At 62.4% G+C, this 15,136-nt stretch carries 14 protein-coding genes; 7 read left to right on the plus strand and 7 right to left on the minus strand.

The annotated features are described in order from the left end of the window. Positions 1-5 precede the first annotated feature (5 nt). Complete coding sequence (locus tag P5W98_RS35595; RefSeq protein ID WP_007183063.1) at positions 6-329, plus strand: hypothetical protein; 324 nt, start codon at positions 6-8, stop codon at positions 327-329. Between the two features lie 70 nt (positions 330-399). Here P5W98_RS35595 and P5W98_RS35600 read toward each other — a convergent pair whose 3' ends face one another. Genes P5W98_RS35600 through P5W98_RS35630 form a run of 7 tightly spaced genes read right to left on the minus strand, consistent with a single transcriptional unit; the run spans position 400 to position 8,470 of the window. Continuing rightward, positions 400-960 carry a phospholipase D family protein gene (locus P5W98_RS35600; protein WP_090838866.1) on the minus strand — a complete coding sequence of 187 codons (561 nt, stop codon included), beginning with the start codon at positions 958-960 and terminating at the stop codon, positions 400-402. Between the two features lie 17 nt (positions 961-977). Further along, positions 978-2,342: a hypothetical protein gene (locus P5W98_RS35605; RefSeq protein ID WP_090838864.1), complete on the minus strand. Its 1,365-nt coding sequence runs from the start codon at positions 2,340-2,342 to the stop codon at positions 978-980. A gap of 11 nt (positions 2,343-2,353) precedes the next feature. Further along, the gene (locus P5W98_RS35610) at positions 2,354-4,570 is read right to left on the minus strand and encodes a TraM recognition domain-containing protein (protein ID WP_028229616.1); all 2,217 of its coding nucleotides are present in this window, start codon (positions 4,568-4,570) and stop codon (positions 2,354-2,356) included. Between the two features lie 52 nt (positions 4,571-4,622). Then, positions 4,623-5,903, minus strand: a complete 1,281-nt coding sequence (gene dnaG / locus P5W98_RS35615; protein ID WP_090838868.1) for a DNA primase — start codon at positions 5,901-5,903, stop codon at positions 4,623-4,625. Between the two features lie 8 nt (positions 5,904-5,911). Next, complete coding sequence (locus P5W98_RS35620; protein ID WP_090838862.1) at positions 5,912-6,874, minus strand: DsbC family protein; 963 nt, start codon at positions 6,872-6,874, stop codon at positions 5,912-5,914. A gap of 3 nt (positions 6,875-6,877) precedes the next feature. Continuing rightward, positions 6,878-8,005, minus strand: coding sequence for a secretion/conjugation apparatus DotM-related subunit (locus P5W98_RS35625; protein ID WP_028229619.1), 1,128 nt, complete (start codon positions 8,003-8,005; stop codon positions 6,878-6,880). Between the two features lie 9 nt (positions 8,006-8,014). Beyond that, on the minus strand, positions 8,015-8,470 hold the full coding sequence (locus P5W98_RS35630) for a lytic transglycosylase domain-containing protein (RefSeq protein WP_090838860.1): 456 nt from the start codon (positions 8,468-8,470) through the stop codon (positions 8,015-8,017). A 144-nt stretch (positions 8,471-8,614) separates the two neighbouring features. Here P5W98_RS35630 and topB point away from each other — a divergent pair, with 144 nt between their 5' ends. From topB to P5W98_RS35660, 6 genes are all read left to right on the plus strand, one after another. Continuing rightward, positions 8,615-11,077: a DNA topoisomerase III gene (topB, locus tag P5W98_RS35635; RefSeq protein ID WP_090838858.1), complete on the plus strand. Its 2,463-nt coding sequence runs from the start codon at positions 8,615-8,617 to the stop codon at positions 11,075-11,077. A gap of 9 nt (positions 11,078-11,086) precedes the next feature. Next, a complete protein-coding gene (locus P5W98_RS35640; RefSeq protein ID WP_090838856.1) occupies positions 11,087-13,519 on the plus strand; it encodes an ATP-binding protein in 2,433 nt (810 codons plus the stop codon). Continuing rightward, positions 13,516-13,893 carry a hypothetical protein gene (locus P5W98_RS35645; RefSeq protein ID WP_028229622.1) on the plus strand — a complete coding sequence of 126 codons (378 nt, stop codon included), beginning with the start codon at positions 13,516-13,518 and terminating at the stop codon, positions 13,891-13,893. The genes P5W98_RS35640 and P5W98_RS35645 overlap by 4 nt, the downstream gene beginning before the upstream one ends. 10 nt (positions 13,894-13,903) lie before the next feature. Further along, complete coding sequence (locus tag P5W98_RS35650; RefSeq protein ID WP_028229623.1) at positions 13,904-14,296, plus strand: hypothetical protein; 393 nt, start codon at positions 13,904-13,906, stop codon at positions 14,294-14,296. A gap of 64 nt (positions 14,297-14,360) precedes the next feature. Beyond that, a complete protein-coding gene (locus P5W98_RS35655; protein WP_008344175.1) occupies positions 14,361-14,828 on the plus strand; it encodes a hypothetical protein in 468 nt (155 codons plus the stop codon). Then, positions 14,828-15,115, plus strand: a complete 288-nt coding sequence (locus P5W98_RS35660; protein WP_008344173.1) for a type II toxin-antitoxin system RelE/ParE family toxin — start codon at positions 14,828-14,830, stop codon at positions 15,113-15,115. Before P5W98_RS35655 ends, P5W98_RS35660 begins: the two co-directional genes overlap by 1 nt. The last annotated feature ends 21 nt before the right edge of the window (positions 15,116-15,136 follow it).

Below are 15,136 nucleotides of genomic sequence, written 5' to 3' on the forward strand. Positions count from 1 at the left end.
ACACCATGAACGATCGCGCACCGATCTTCTTCTTCGACAAGCTGGCAGCGCTGGCCGACTTCACCACATTCGATGTTCGGGCTACCGAGGACGGCGGCATGCCGGTCTCGTGGGCGGTCGTCGGCACCTTGCCCAACGGCGAGATCTGGCCGGTCCTGACCGACCTGCTGACCGAGGCCCACGCGCAGATGGTCATGTCGTTGTGCGAGCTGGCTGCGATCGCGCCGGACGTCATTCGCGCGTTGAACGCGTTGCCGCGCCAGAAACTCAGCGGGCATTACGGCGACACCTACGAGCTCGTGGCAGCGCTCGAGCGCGTCACGCGATGAGAGGGCAGGCCGATCCTCAAGGCCGCCTTATCGCCTGACGCATGAAAAAGGCCGGATATCCGGCCTTTTTTCAATATGCGGGCTTCAGCTCGACGCTCTCCTGCCATAGCCGCGCCCACTCGGCCCCGTACCGATCTGCGAGCGGTTTCGCGTTCCACAGGACCAGTGCGTTCTCCGCATTCCGGTTCGCGGCCGCCGACGAGTAGTTGAACGAGCCGGTCTCCACGTGAAGTCCGTCGATCACCATGAACTTGTCGTGCGTCGCCTCGTATCGGTCGTTCAACCGCACAGGCACACCCTGGTTCGCGAGGAACCACACAGCCGAATAACTCTTCGCGTTCTGCCCGCGATCGGCAACGACGGCGACCTTCACCCCGCGGCGATGCGCGGCCAGCAATGCGGTCGCGATCGGTTTGCTCGTGAAGCTGTACGCAACGACAACAATCGACGAGCGCGCGCTGCCGATCGCCTGCAGCACGACGTCCAGTGCGCTCGCAGGGCCGACGGCCGGCGAAAACCCGAGGTCATACGCAGCGCCGGCGGGCAGCGCTTGCGCTGCGATCGCGCCCTGCGCCGCAACGGCGATCGCGGCAGCGGCGACCCAGCGCCGAAGGAAGCGAGAGTTCATCATGTTCAGGCTCCCCAGCGTCAGAACCGCACCTGGCGGAACGATGCGGACTGTCCTTTTTCCAGCATCCGCACAGCGCCCGTTTCCTGCGGCTTCAGGTACTTCAGATCCTTGACCTCGATCTTCAGCTTGCGCGCCGCTTCGTCCCAATCGGCCGTGGCCAGGTTCAGCAGCAGCAGCGTGCCGGCGTTCTTTATGAAGTCGGACGAGAAGTGTGCCGGTGACTGGCCCGCGAGCAGGATCGCGAGGCCGAACTTGCGCATCTCGTTCACGACCACGTTGATCGGGTTGCTCGCATCCTCGTCGTTGAACTTCTTCGACTCGTCGAGCACGATCAGCCGACGCAGCTTACCGCCCGACTCGCCGCGTTGCATCATCTCGCGGATGATCGCGCGCATGCGAAAGCGCACGAACATCTTCAGCTCGTCCTCGGACTGCGCGAGCGGTTTGAGAATGTAGCGACGCACGCGGGCGTTGCCGAAGGGCGGGGGATTCGGATTGAAGATGCCGGTCGCATTCAGGTTTTCAAGCCGCGTGATGACGCTCAACAGCACATCCTTGCTGTTGTACTTCATCGCCTCTTCGAACTCGCGGCCGTTCTCCAGACTGTTCAAAAAGTTGGCATGCGTGTCGAACGCCTTGGCCTTCGCCGTCTCCATCCGCTTCTGCAGGCGCTCCATGTCTTCGTCGTCTTTCGCGCCACTCTTCGCGAGCTTCGTGCGAAGTTGGTTCACCGCGGCCATTGAACGACAGTATTCATCGAACGCGCTGAGCGCTGCCCGTCCGTTGTCCTTGTCCTCGATACCCATCCACAGCGCCTTGAGCTTCCGTTTCGCAAAGCCAATCACGTCACTCAGTGTCGGGTACACCTCGCGCAGGCCTGACCAGTTGCGAGCCTCCATCATCTCCCGGATCTCGGCCTCCGACGCTTCGCGTCGCGCCCACGAACGCGGATTGTCGGAGAAGATGCCCTTCATCATGTACGAGTCGGTCAGCAGGTGTCGAAGCACGCCCTCTTGATTGCCGCCGAGCTGGCGTGCCGTGCTGTTGATCGCCTCGATCACGTCGTTGACCGCGCGGCGCACACCGCCGTAGTGCGGATCGGTGTTCAGCACGAGCGGGTTGTATCCGTAACGGGTTGCCTCGCTGAACATCACCGTCTTCGCGCCCTCGATCTCAATGTCACCGTGGTAGTCGAAGATGTCGATCTCCACGTCGTCGGGCATGCCCGTGACGAACTGGCGAATCCAATGCGTCTTGCCTGCGCCCGACGTTCCGGCGACGCCGACGTGATGATTCGACACCTGCGCTTCGCGCCAGTAGACCGGGAGTTTTACATTCTCGCGGAGCTTCCAAAAGTCATGACCTATGAGGATTTGCGACATTGTTTCGTTCCTTATTCATCGAAGGCGGATTCGGGTATGTCGTCGTCATCATCCATCGGCATCAGCTCGATAGGGTCGTCGTGACGCGGCTCATGCATGTACCCGGAACGGCCGGCTGCCTCGGCCTCTTTCATCGCCTTGCGTGCAGCTTCAAAAAGGACAATCCCGCGCTCCGTCGGCGTAACCTCGAAGCGCTGGATGTCGTTCATGTGGGCGACCGCACCCACTACCGCCGACAGGATCGGATCGTCCAGCGACGGGTAATACGGTTTCTCGCTCCGACGGAGCTGCGCAAAGATGTAGTCGGCCGAATGCACGTCTGCGCTGCTGACCTTCTCGGCGCTACGCGGCAGACGCTTGAACTGCGGCCGTTCGATCTGCAGGAAGCGGTTGATACGCGCCCGGAGCTTCGACGTCTTTTTGTGCTCGTCCGGGATGTAGTACGACGCGCACGGCACCACGGCGTCCTTGAAGATCACCATGCCTTCGCCAGCGTTGAGCTTCTTCAGCTCGTTCAGCGTGATCTTTTCGCGACGCTCGACGCTCGATTGCGCCTGCGCCTGGTTCGACGTCGTGAACGTGCCCATCGTCGCATCGTGACCTGACAGAACGCTGAAATACGCGTCGCCACCGGCTTTCTTGATGAGCTCGAACGTGTCTTCCGGGTCCTCGAGCGCGAGCGTCCACTTCACCTTCGTGTTCGCGATCATCGAGGCCGATTCTTCGCTTGCCTCCCCGCGCTTGAGGCCCTGCACGTCCTGTACCGCGGCAATCATCATGAAGCCCAGCGAACGGGCCTGAGCGAACATGACCGCGATGCCCTCGGCGAAGTAATAGGCAAGCTCGTCGCTGATGATGACCGACGGGTTCGGCGCGTTCGTTGCCTTCGCATCCAGCACTTCCGCCTTCGTGCCTTCGAGCCGGTAGCCGAGGTTCTGCGCCATCATCAAGCGGATCGACGAGATGTACAGCTTGCCGAGCGACGCTGCCTCAGACGCCGATTTCTCCAGCGAAGGGATCATCACGACGAGCAGCCGGTTGTTCAGCAGCACGTCGAGCATGTCGATCTCGGGGTACTTATCGGCGAAGATGAAGCCATACGTGTCCATCATCATCGACAGCGTGCGAGCGAACTGCCCGGTCAGATAGCCGTGCTGGTTGAACACTTCCGGGTCCCACTGCGTAGGATCGTGCGCCTGCGCCGGGTTGAAACCGGGCAGGCCGGTCTCGAAGTACGCCTTGATCGGCAGGAACGCCAGTTCGGGGATCTTGCCTTCGCGGCCTTCGATATAGAACTGCACTAGGTTCTGCAGCGCGAGGTAATGGCGGATCACTCCAATCGAAATGTCCAGCTCGCCCTTCGCTCGCTTGTAGCAGAGCGTGCGGAGCAGGGCGTCGATCATGTTCAGCGCCTTCTGTTGCCACTGCGCGCCGTCGCCGCTTGCACGCGGCAGCAGCGATGCCATCAATTGCAGCAGGAAGTCGGCAGAGCCGTCGCCGAACGAGTTCATCGAGTTCGACTGCGCGAGCACCGCACGGCCAGCAAAGCGGCCGAGCTCTTCGTCCACGATGCGCTGGAACGGGTCCATGCCACCGGTGAGGTAATTCAGGATCAGGAAGTCATCCTCGCGGCCGTGACGGCGCGACAACGACCATAAGCAGAAGGCGAGATTCGAGTCCGCCTTGCCGTCCCCATAGCAGGCCCCTGAGCCCCAGCAAATCGCGTTGTGGAACGTGCCCATCAACCCTTCGCTTTTGCCGCTACCCGTGGTTCCGACCTCGAACATGTGCGTGCGCGCGTCCGAGTTCGTCAACCAGAGTTCACGGCCCTGATCGTGCAGGTTGCGCGATCGCAGGAAGCCAAGATAGAGAATGCCGCCGGCGACGAGATACTTGCGCAGGGTCTTCGAGCGTCGCACGAAGCCCCACAGCATGTTCTCTTCGACGAGTTCCTCGTAGTAGTCGGTACGATCGAGCCCGCCGACATCTTTCGGCATGCGCAGCGGCATCTGGAATTTCTGGTCCTGAAACGACATGACCATCATCCAGAGCAGAATGACCCATACCGGCCACAGCGCAGGCAGATAGACCTGCAGGCCGATGAACAGCACCAGGAAGTTGCGGAACGTCGACGGCCGGTAGAGCGCAGCGAAAAACCGCTGCTCGGCGCTGCGGGTGTCGACTGTCAGTCTCGCCGAGTCGATCTCGTGATTCGGGTCCAATGCCATCAGACTGCCTCCCGCTTCAACAGATATTCGTGTGCCATGAAAGATCGTCCCGTCAGTCCAATGCGACGCCGATGATTTCCTCGAGCTTCGCCTTCATTGCACGGCCGAACAGCTCGGCGTGCTGGATTCGCGCGAGGATTGCTTTTGCCTTCTCGGCGGCCTTGACCTGACTTTCTGGCACGTTTCGGTCGAGCCCGTGAGCCACGTAGTCGGCAAGGAACGCACTCAGAGGCACAGCCTGTTCCGTCGCGGCGTGCCATGCTTCAAGTCCGTGCGACCGCACGAAGCTATCGGGATCTTCGTCGTCGGGAAGAAACAGGAAGCGCGCCGACTTGCCGTCCTTCATCTCGTCGAGCAGCACGGCTGCGGCCGCGAGCGCGGCCTTGCGTCCCGCCGCGTCGCCGTCGAACGCGAACACGATCGTGTCCGCGTGGACCAGTAGCCGGCGCACCTGCAGGTTGGTCAGCGCCGTGCCCATCGGCGCGACAGCGCGCTCGTCGCCGGCCTGGTGCAGGCTGATGACGTCGAAATAGCCTTCCACGATCACGGCAACTCGCCCGCTGCGGATCGCCGGCTTCGCAAGATGCAGCGCGTACAGCTCGCGGCCCTTGTGAAAGATCTCGGTCTCCGGGCAATTGATGTACTTCGGCGTCTTGTCGGGCTTCTCGATCATCGAACGACCGGCGAACCCGACGAGGTTTCCGGTTTCGTTATGGATCGGGAACATGATGCGATGGCGAAAGCGGTCGTAGATCTCGCCGTCGTCGCGTTGCGCGGCAAGCCCGGAGGCCAGCAGCGCATCGCGACTCGTCGAGCCAGCCATCAGCTCGACGACGCCCTTCGCGACAACGCCCAACCCGAAGCGATCGATCGTCGAGGCCGTCAGTGCGCGCTTCTCCTCGAGGTAGGCGCGCGCGGCCGGACTCTTCGCCAAGCCACGCGAAAACACCCGCGCGGCCTCTTTCAGCGCCTGATAGAGCGTGGCGAGGCGCTTGCGCTGCGCCTTATCCTCGTCGCTGTCCCGATCCTCGACGGGCAGGGGAATGCCGCAGACCCCGGCCAGATGCACCACAGCGTCGTGAAACGACATGTGATGCTTGTTCCGCATCCACTCGATCGCATCGCCGCGCGCACCGCATCCCCAGCACCGATACGTGTGCTTGTCGGGCGACACGTGGAATGAAGGCGTCTTCTCTTCGTGGAACGGGCAACACGCGACAAAGCTCTGACCGGCGCGTTTGAGTTTCACGTCACGTTCAATCAGCGCCGGCAGATCGGTCTCGCTTCGGAGACGGTCCAGAAAGTCATCGCCGAACCGGATGTACTTGGCCATGCTGCCCCTTACTTGCTTGCCGTCGTCGCGGTCGACATCCACTGATTGATCGCGTCCGCCGTGTTCGGAATCGAGTCGGGCGTTTGCTCGCCGGCCGCATTGATGATGGTCGGCGTGCCGAGGAACCGCATTACGCGGAACATCTTGTCGTTCCGGGCAACCGCATCCGTACCCTCGGCGCATTCGGCGTTCGGAAGATCGTCACCCTGCACGATCTTCTTCCACAACGCGCCGCGTGCGTCGGGCTTTGCACACATGAGCTTCGCCGTGCGATGCGACGACGCTTCGCCGCCGATAACCGTCACCGGGAAGATGTAGATCGTGTAATCCTTCGCGAGCTTGTCGAGCTCCGGTTCGAGATCCTGGCAGTGCGGGCAGGACGGATCGGAGAACACGTACAGCGTGCCCTTGCTGCCCTTCGACAACTGGACGGCGTACTTGCCCGACTTCGCGCCGTCTGCCATCGCGAGAGCCAGTTCGGCGGGAGAGGCCACCGCCGGCCGCGCGATGGGCGGCTGCGCCGCGGCGGTGCCCAAATTGCTGGGCAGCGGCACCATCGGCGCTGCACCCGCCGCGCCGATGCCGCCCGCCGAGCCGCCCACCGAGCCGCCCACCGCGCGCGTCGCCGCCATGTTGATCCCGAGCGCGAGGACGGCCACCGTCAGGGGCGCGAAGCCCCATTTCACCGCCGCTTTCCAGTAGCCCGCGAATCGCCGCACGCGTGCATAGCGCTTCAACGCCGCCTGCAGGTTATGAAACGCCGTGTTCGCGAGCGGCTCGCTCGAAAAGCGCTCGACGACAAACGCCTCGCCGGCGCCATCGTGATAGCGCGCCTCGATCGTGTTTCCCGACCGAATGAACGTCACGCCCTGATCGAGCCGCAGCGTGCTGACATGCTGCAACTCCCCGGTGCTGCCAAACTGCACAAGCAGCGATTTCTCGAACGGCCGAATGATGTCGTTGCTCTTCACGGATTACTCCTTGTTCTTGCGCGGGGCCATAAGGCCGACTTTGATGAGGTAGGCTTCCACGCCATCGACCGCATCGTCGACGTGGGGCTCGGTGAGCCGATAGCCGCTGTCAAACGCGAAGTCTTCCCACAGGGTCTGCGTGAAGACTGCGGCCGATTCGAGAAAGGGCGTTTTGCGGCCCGTGGTGTTGAGGGCGTACCAGAGTCCCCGGTCCATACCCTTGAGCCAGCGGAAATGGGATGACGGCAGCTTGCCCGAGCCCTGCGCCGCCTTGTGCATGGCGTGCAACAGCGTGCGCGGGTAGGGATGCTTTTCGAGCCATCGCTGCGCTTCGGGATGCTGGGCATATTTCGCGAACGGCTTGTTCGCGATCGACAGGTCGGGGTATCCCTTCTTACCGTTCCACGTATGCTTGTGGCACGAACGGTTCAGCGCATCGAGCAGATCCTGCGCCTTACCGCCATCCTTCCCGTCGGCGAGCAGCCGCGTGCCGAAGATCGCGAACATCGCTTTCTCCTGCGGTTTCAGCTCGTCCAGCGACTTCACGGGCTGACCGAGATCCGCAACAAACAGGGCTCGGCAGCGCTCGCGGTCCAGTACGCCGTTCACCAGCAGACCGTGCTGCTCGACCCATTCCTCTGGATTGATCGAGCTCCGGTGTTCCTCCGGATCGACGTTCAGCAGCAACGTGTCCTTGTCGCCGTAATACAGCGACGGGATGATCGCCGGCGAGTGATTCGACATGATCCACGGCAGCGTCTGTACCGTGACTTTTCGCCGAGTTAGGTTCGCCTTGTGCTTCACCGCGAGCTTGATGCCCCGGATCGCCAGCAAGATCGGAATCCACACGAACAGGTAGCCAGCCCGGTTCATCATCGAGAGAAACTGATCGAATGACACAGTCGCTGGGCGCATGGCCAGATAGGCGACCTCCTGCTTCCATCGCCGGATCGCATCCGGCATGAACGGCCAATCGAGCGCCGACAGTTGATACCACGCGAGCTTGAGGCCGTAGTACACGATGTCGGCATGCGACGAGTACCACATGAACCAGCAGAAGCCCGCTGCGAGCCCGAGCATCCCGAGATACACGAGGCCCATGTCGTCGCGCTTACCTTGCGTTGCACTCATGCGTCATCCTCAAAATTTCATCGAGTTGCGATAGACGCGCTCGATGTACTGATACTTGTACTGCGGCGTGCGCGAGTGATAGTGCCCGACACCATCCCAAAAGCTGCCGCCCGCCTGGTTGATCTCGTAGCGCAGGATGTATGCGCCTGCGCGAACAGACCAACAGAAGTCGTCCGTAATCATCTGGCGCGTCACGCCAAACTGCGTTTCGAGACGCGTTGCCCACACGGTATTGATCTGCATCGGGCCATAGTCCGCCGTCCCGTTCGTGTTCTTGCTCACCGTGCCGAGGCGGCCGCCCTCGGTCAGCCAGACGGCCAGCAGCCCACGCACCGGCAGCGTGTAATCGTTCGCGGCCTGAACAACACATGCCGGCACGGCCACGACGCCGGCTGTTGCAGACGCATGCGCTATATGCGCGACGGCCATCAGGCCGACGGCGGCACTGACTCGCTTCAAAAGCATTGGATCGTCCTTTCTCGGTGACTCATAATGCTATATACTTTTTTCGTATGGTAGCCATTCTACGGAAAAAGAGCAAGCGGCCGAACGAGACGCGATCGGCGTCCTAAGCCGCTTGTAGCCGAGCAACTGAACCGAGGAAGGAACATGGGTAAAGCACTGATAGTCGCCGAGAAACCGTCCGTCGCCGCTGACATCGCGAAAGCGCTTGGCGGCTTCACCAAAGCCGACGGGTACTTCGAGAGCGACGACGCGATCGTCGCTCCGGCAAGAGGGCATTTGGTGAAACAGACGGTGCCGGTCGCCGACGGCAAAGACATGTGGAAGATCGGCGCCTTGCCGATCATTCCGGACAGCTTCGAGCTCGAGGTCATCGACGGCTGTACCGCCGAATTCAGCCGGCTGAAAAAGCTGATGGCACGCGACGACGTGGCCAGCGTCGTCAATGCGTGCGACGCCGGGCGCGAGGGCGAACTGATCTTCCGCCTCATCTACAACAAGGCGGGGTGCCGGAAGCCGACGAAACGCATGTGGATTCAATCGATGGTCGCGTCGGCCATACGCAAGGCGCACGACGATCTGCGCCCCGGCGCCGAATTCGACCATCTTTCAGACGCTGCCTTTTGCCGCTCCGAAGCTGACTGGATTGTCGGCGTCAACGGTACGCGTGCGACGACCGCGTTGCGCGAGCGGCAGACGCAGCGTCGCGAGGTATCACCCGTCGGGCGCGTCCAGACGCCAACGCTCGCCATGCCAGTCATACGCGAGCGCGAGATTGCCGCGTTCGTCGCGCGCGATTATTGGGAGATCCACGGCACGTTTCGCGCAGAGGCAGGCACCTATGTCGCGAAGTGGATCGGCGATGCCGACGGCGGCAGCGATTCGGCAGGCGAGGGCGATGCCGAATCCGAGCAAACCGGCGCACGATGGTTCGACAAGGCGAAGGCGCAGGCTATCGTCGATAAATGCAAAGGCGTTGATCCATCGTCCGTGGTGGACGAGTCGAAGCCCGAGGAGCGCCACGCCCCCGCACTCTTCGACCTGACCGCGCTCCAACGTGAAGCCAACAAACGCTTCAAGTTCTCCGCGAAGAAGACGCTCGACATCGCACAAGCGCTCTACGAGAAGCACAAGGCCACCACCTATCCGCGCACGGACTCCCGAGCGCTGCCGGAGGACTATCTCGAAACGGCCACGACCACGCTGGCCAGCTTCGCCACGACGCCACTCGATGCGCATGCGCAGCGCGTCATTGACAACGGCTGGGTACAGCCCGACAAACGTATCTTCAACAACGCCGACATCAGCGACCACTTCGCCATCGTGCCGACGGGCCAGCAGCCGGACGGTCTGTCCCCTGACGAGCAGAAGATCTATGACCTCGTGTCGCGCCGCTTCATCGCGGTGTTTCATCCGTCGGCGAAATACGAGAAGACCGTGCGGACCACCATCGTCGCGGATGAAACGTTCCGTGCCTCCGGCAAGGTGCTGGTCGATCCGGGCTGGCTCGCGGTCTATGGCGACAAGGCTGATGACGACGCGACGCCCGCGCTTTGCAAGGTCGCAGATGGCGAGTCCGTCAAAACCGACTCGATCGACCTGAAGGCGTTGCGCACCAAAGCGCCGAAGCGCTACACCGAGGCGACGCTTCTGTCGGCAATGGAAAATGCCGGCCGCCAAGTCGAAGACAAGGACATCCGCGCCGCGATGAAGGCCAACGGCATCGGCCGCCCAGCCACGCGCGCGGCGATCATCGAGGGCCTGCTCGAAGACAAGGACAAGAACGGCAATCCCAAAGAGCCCTACCTTCTGCGCGACGACAACGAGCTCGTGCCGACGCCCAAGGGCATGGACCTCATCGCGTTCCTCGAACAGGCTGGCATCGACTTTCTCGTGTCGCCGCAGATGACCGGCGAGTGGGAGCAGAAGCTGCTGCGCATGGAGAAGGGCGATTACCGCCGCATTGCGTTCATGAGCGAGATCGCTGACCTGTCGACCGGCATGGTCAACACCATCCGCGCGAAACACGGCGAGCTGCCCGAGCCGGTTGCCAAGGCTCTCGACGCACCGTGCCCGAAATGCGGCGCCGCTGTTCATGTCGACGGCCGCGCGTATCAGTGCAGCGGCTGCGACTTCAAGGTATGGGGCGAAATCCTCGGCCGGCGGCTCACCGAGGGCGAGGCCAGCAAGCTGCTCGCCGATCGCAAAACCGGTGTTCTGTCCGGTTTCACCAGCCGCTCGTCGGGCAAGAAATTTTCAGCCGCGCTGAAACTCGACATCGATACCGGCAAGATCGACTTCGAATTCGAGGACCGTGCCGCGCCGGCGTCCAACGGCGAGGCGAAGCAGCTCAAGGCCAAGTGCCCGAAATGCTCGTCGGCCATCGAAGTGCAGGCATGGAACTACGCGTGTACCGGCTGCGACTTCAAGGTGCGCACCGAAATCGCGAGCCGCAAGCTCTCTGCCTCCGACGCCGAGACCCTCATCAGCAAGGGCAAGACGGGTGTGCTTGCAGGCTTCGTCAGCAAGTCGAAACGCAAGTTCTCGGCATCGCTGAAGCTCGACGCGAGCAACGGCAGCGTCACGTTCGAATTCGAAGATCGTAAGTGAGGAGGACCTATGCAGCTCCCGTTTGAACTCGATCCGCAGATCATCCACCACATCATCTACAGCCAGGCCGGCTCGATCGGCAAAGCAATCATTGAGTTGCTGATGAATTCCGTCGACGCGCGCGCCACGGCCGTGCGGCTTTCCATGACGAAGGAGGGCTTCGAGTGCTCTGATGACGGCAACGGTTTCGCGAGCCGCGAAGACGTCATTCGCTACTTCGGGCGCTTCGGCACGCCGCACGAGGAAGGCGATGCGACCTACGGCCGATTCCGCCTCGGGCGCGGCCAGATCATGGCCCATGCCAGCACGATCTGGTGTTCGAACGCGTGGCAGATGACGGTCGACACGCGCGCGATGGGCTACAGCTACGACCTCGAGCAGCTCGTGCAGACGCTGCCGGGCTGTTCCATCACCGGCCGTTGGTACGAGCCGCTCACGGATTCTGAGCTCATGTCGGCCGTGCAGGAAATCCGCGACCTCGTGCGCTACACGCCGGTCAGCGTCGAGCTGAACGGCCGCGTCATTACCCGCGATCCCCGAACCGAGCGATGGGATGCGGAAGACGAATTTGCTTGGTATCGCGCGAAGGAAGATGGTGCCGTGTCGATCTACAACCAAGGCGTGCTGGTGCGACATGACCCCGCGCACATGTGGGGCGCAGGCGGGCTCATCGTCTCGAAGAAGGCAATCGCACTGAATGTCTCGCGTACCGAAATTCTGCGCAAGACGTGTCCGGTCTGGAAGGCGATCGCGAAGCAGTTTGGCACGCTGGCCGACGACGTTCGATCGCGACTCGGCGACCACCGCAAGACCGAAGCGAGCCGCGAGAAGTCGGCTCGCGCGCTGCTCGCCGGCGACCCGAACATCGTGCAGATCTACGAGAAAGAGGAGGTCATCACGCTGCTGCCCGGAAAGCGTAACGTCACGATGCAGGCATTCCTGCAGAAATGCCGCTACAGCCACAACAAGCGTCAAGGCAACCGCTTCACGGTCGTCGAGAACGGCTTCGACGTGCCAAAGGGCGAGGCGATCGCGCGCGAGGGGATCGCAGTCGTTGTTCACCCGAAGACGCTCGAGCGATTCGGTTGCTATAACGCACACGACCTGCTCGATTGTGTCGATCGCATCCACGCCAACATCCGCGAGGACGTCGAGAAGAACGGTACCCGTTTTTGGGGACTCGACTCGCTCAAGCTGCCCGAGCTCGTCGCCTTCTCGGCGCTGCGCGACGCATTCGTCGAGCGAACGGCGCTTGTTACCGAGCGCGATGCGCTGGACAAGGAGGCCCGCCGCGCGTGGACCGCGTTGCGCACGATTCTCCACCACTATGCTGCTGTCCTCACCGGCGGCGAACGCCGCTATCACGGCAGCCCCATTGCGAGGGGCGGCAAGTCCTTTCAGATCCTTCTCGGCCAGTCAAACACCGCCGAGGCGTGGACGGATGGCGACAGCTACATCGCGTTCACCGTCGACGTGGTGAAGCGTCTCAAGACGGTGCCGCTCAAGGCCGCCGCATACATTTTCAGCTTGATCGAACACGAGGTCGCACACGAAGGCGATAGCCTCGATTGCGGGCACGACGAAGCGTTCTACCAACGCTTCCACGATCTAACCATCAAGTATGCGCAGGAGCGCCAGTGGTACATGCACGCGTGGCTCATGCGGTACACGACCAGCATGGAAGGCGAGGGCAAACGCGCACGCGGCGAAGCATGGCGCGAGCGCTATCTTGTCGATCGCGCGGGCACGGGCCGCACGAAGCGCGGATTGCCACGCGCAATCGACGACGTGGCCACCGAACCGGCCGTCGTGACGCCAGAAGAGAACATGGCCTTCATCGACTATCAGAATGCCCGCCTCGTGCAGGCCGGCGTTTGTCCGCCTCCGCCGAACTGGACGGAGGTGCTCGACCGCGCTCGCGCTACCCAACAGCAGATCGAGGCCGAACTTCGCGCCAAGCGAGAGCGTAAAGAAGCCGAAGACGCCGCCGAGATGGCCGAGATCGACGCGTTCTACGAAGAAATGCGCCGTGAAGAGGAGGCGGCAAGGCAACGTCTCGCCTTGGTGCTGGGCGTCGATGCCAATGAGATCAGCGGCGAAGCGCTTGACCGCCTCACGGGGCCAGGACTTACCGATGACGATGTGCGAGCACTCTGGTCCGAGAAGCCGTGGGCCGAATATGAGCAGCAGTTGTACGGCATGCCCGAGGACTATGAAGACCACGGGTCGGAGCCCCACGACGTTGAGACCGACACCGATACGGATGAGGAGTCTCCCGACAACGATCCGGCCGCAGTAGAGGCGGGCGCATTCTATCCCCCTGAATTGCGCGCACTGATCCAGCCGGGCGAGACGACATGGGCGCTCGAGCGCAACGCCGCGGCGGCCGGTTTCTACCGCGTCGAGGACTATCTGAAATGGCGAGCAGAGGTGAACTCATGAAGCGCTGCGCCATCGCCCTCGCGCTCGTGGCATTGCTCGCGGCTTGCGATCGCAAGCCGCCGGCCGAGACTGCCGAGCAACAGGGCACCCATCGCGAGGTCCTGCAGGGCTTCCAAGCCACGTTCTATCGCGTCAGCGAAGGCAAGCAGCGGTGGATCGAGGTCGCGATCGCCGTCGACGGCAGCAAGACGTTCCGCATGCCGGTGTTCTTCTCCGACAATGGGCGACTGGTCCAGGTCAACGACGACGAAGCCCGCGCGCTGATCGACAAGTGGCTCAAGCAGCGCGCAGCGAATGTTGCCTCCTTCGGGTCAATCGACCCGCAGGTAGGCGGCAACACCCCGTTTCTGGCCATCGACCGCAATTCCCCATAACGGAGCGACCATGCAAGAACGCGTCTACCTCGATGCTGTACCGGCCTACCACGCGACAGCGCCCGACGGGCGCACGGTGCCGTTCATCGTGTCGCTGCTGCTGCGCGATGCCGACAACAAACCGCGCATCACGCCAGCCGTCGAGCGATCGATTGACCGCACCATCGACATTACCGGCCGCGAAGGTCTCGCGCTGGCAATCATCGCCGCTGACGACGAAATGCCGGCCACTGCCCGTCGTTACATCGAGCGGGCAATGGGCATCCCCGGCGCGATCGTGCTGTTTCGGTGCCAGAGCCCCGAAACGGCAGAGCGTTTGATGCAGCACCTGCATACCGAGTATCAGCTCACGCTCGTTCAAGAACCTGCCGAGCCCCCGCGCGATAAAGAGGGTAGCGTCTAAGGTGTTGCACGTTAATTGTTAGTCGTGTACTCTAATAACAATTACCTTGCATCGGGAGATTAGCATGCACACCTTGACCCTTGAGCAGTTGCGGGCCACCACCGACGCCGGCGGCGTCGCGGGTGTCACGCTCAAAGCGCAGGGCGGCGCCTTCTACGTACAGGTCGACACGCGCAATGGCGGGGAAGCCATTCTCGCGAAGGCCCGCAGCAGCGAACCGCGCGGTTTCGGCAATCCTGCCCAAGCGCTGACGTTGCTCCGCGGCCTCGGTCTGGCCGTCGGCTCGTTCGACGTGAAGGACTGGAACCCCGACGATAGGGAGACGACGCGAACGCGGCCCGATCGGGCTGAAGCCCTGAAGCGAACACACGAAGCGGCCGAACACGATAAGTGGTTCCGCGCGCAGGTCGAGCAGGGCCTCGCCGAGGCCGACGACCCGAATACGGAGTGGGTGCCGCACGACGTGGTGAAGGATGACATGCAGCGTCAACGCGAAGCGTTGAAGGCCCGCATCGCAGGCGGCAACAAGTGATGGTGTTGGTATGGACACCGCGCGCTCGTCGCGCTCGCGAAGAAGCAATCGACTATATCGCGGAGGACAACCCGGTTGCCGCACTTGGCCAACTCGACGAGATCGAACGGCAGACCGACATGCTGATCCAGCATCCCGAAATGGGCCGCCCCGGTCGCGTAGACGGCACACGCGAGCTGGTCGTCAGCCGCACACCGTTCATCGTCGTCTATCGCGTGAAACCGCGCGCGGGACGAATCGAATTGATCCGCTTTCTGCATGGCGCGCAGCAGTGGCCGAAGAAGTGAAGCACATCGAACAATCATCGA

Source organism: Paraburkholderia sp. A1BS-2L, assembly GCF_051125205.1.
Taxonomy (GTDB): Bacteria; Pseudomonadota; Gammaproteobacteria; order Burkholderiales; family Burkholderiaceae; genus Paraburkholderia.

What these genes read in the sequence shown, in the direction of transcription:
- dnaG (WP_090838868.1), bottom strand. Translation starts at nt 5,903, where the DNA reads ATGGCCAAGTACATCCGGTTCGGCGATGACTTTCTGGACCGTCTCCGA.
- P5W98_RS35595 (WP_007183063.1), top strand. Translation starts at nt 6, where the DNA reads ATGAACGATCGCGCACCGATCTTCTTCTTCGACAAGCTGGCAGCGCTG.
- P5W98_RS35660 (WP_008344173.1), top strand. Translation starts at nt 14,828, where the DNA reads ATGGTGTTGGTATGGACACCGCGCGCTCGTCGCGCTCGCGAAGAAGCA.
- topB (WP_090838858.1), top strand. Translation starts at nt 8,615, where the DNA reads ATGGGTAAAGCACTGATAGTCGCCGAGAAACCGTCCGTCGCCGCTGAC.
- P5W98_RS35640 (WP_090838856.1), top strand. Translation starts at nt 11,087, where the DNA reads ATGCAGCTCCCGTTTGAACTCGATCCGCAGATCATCCACCACATCATC.
- P5W98_RS35630 (WP_090838860.1), bottom strand. Translation starts at nt 8,470, where the DNA reads ATGCTTTTGAAGCGAGTCAGTGCCGCCGTCGGCCTGATGGCCGTCGCG.
- P5W98_RS35600 (WP_090838866.1), bottom strand. Translation starts at nt 960, where the DNA reads ATGATGAACTCTCGCTTCCTTCGGCGCTGGGTCGCCGCTGCCGCGATC.
- P5W98_RS35625 (WP_028229619.1), bottom strand. Translation starts at nt 8,005, where the DNA reads ATGAGTGCAACGCAAGGTAAGCGCGACGACATGGGCCTCGTGTATCTC.
- P5W98_RS35655 (WP_008344175.1), top strand. Translation starts at nt 14,361, where the DNA reads ATGCACACCTTGACCCTTGAGCAGTTGCGGGCCACCACCGACGCCGGC.
- P5W98_RS35645 (WP_028229622.1), top strand. Translation starts at nt 13,516, where the DNA reads ATGAAGCGCTGCGCCATCGCCCTCGCGCTCGTGGCATTGCTCGCGGCT.
- P5W98_RS35650 (WP_028229623.1), top strand. Translation starts at nt 13,904, where the DNA reads ATGCAAGAACGCGTCTACCTCGATGCTGTACCGGCCTACCACGCGACA.
- P5W98_RS35605 (WP_090838864.1), bottom strand. Translation starts at nt 2,342, where the DNA reads ATGTCGCAAATCCTCATAGGTCATGACTTTTGGAAGCTCCGCGAGAAT.
- P5W98_RS35610 (WP_028229616.1), bottom strand. Translation starts at nt 4,570, where the DNA reads ATGGCATTGGACCCGAATCACGAGATCGACTCGGCGAGACTGACAGTC.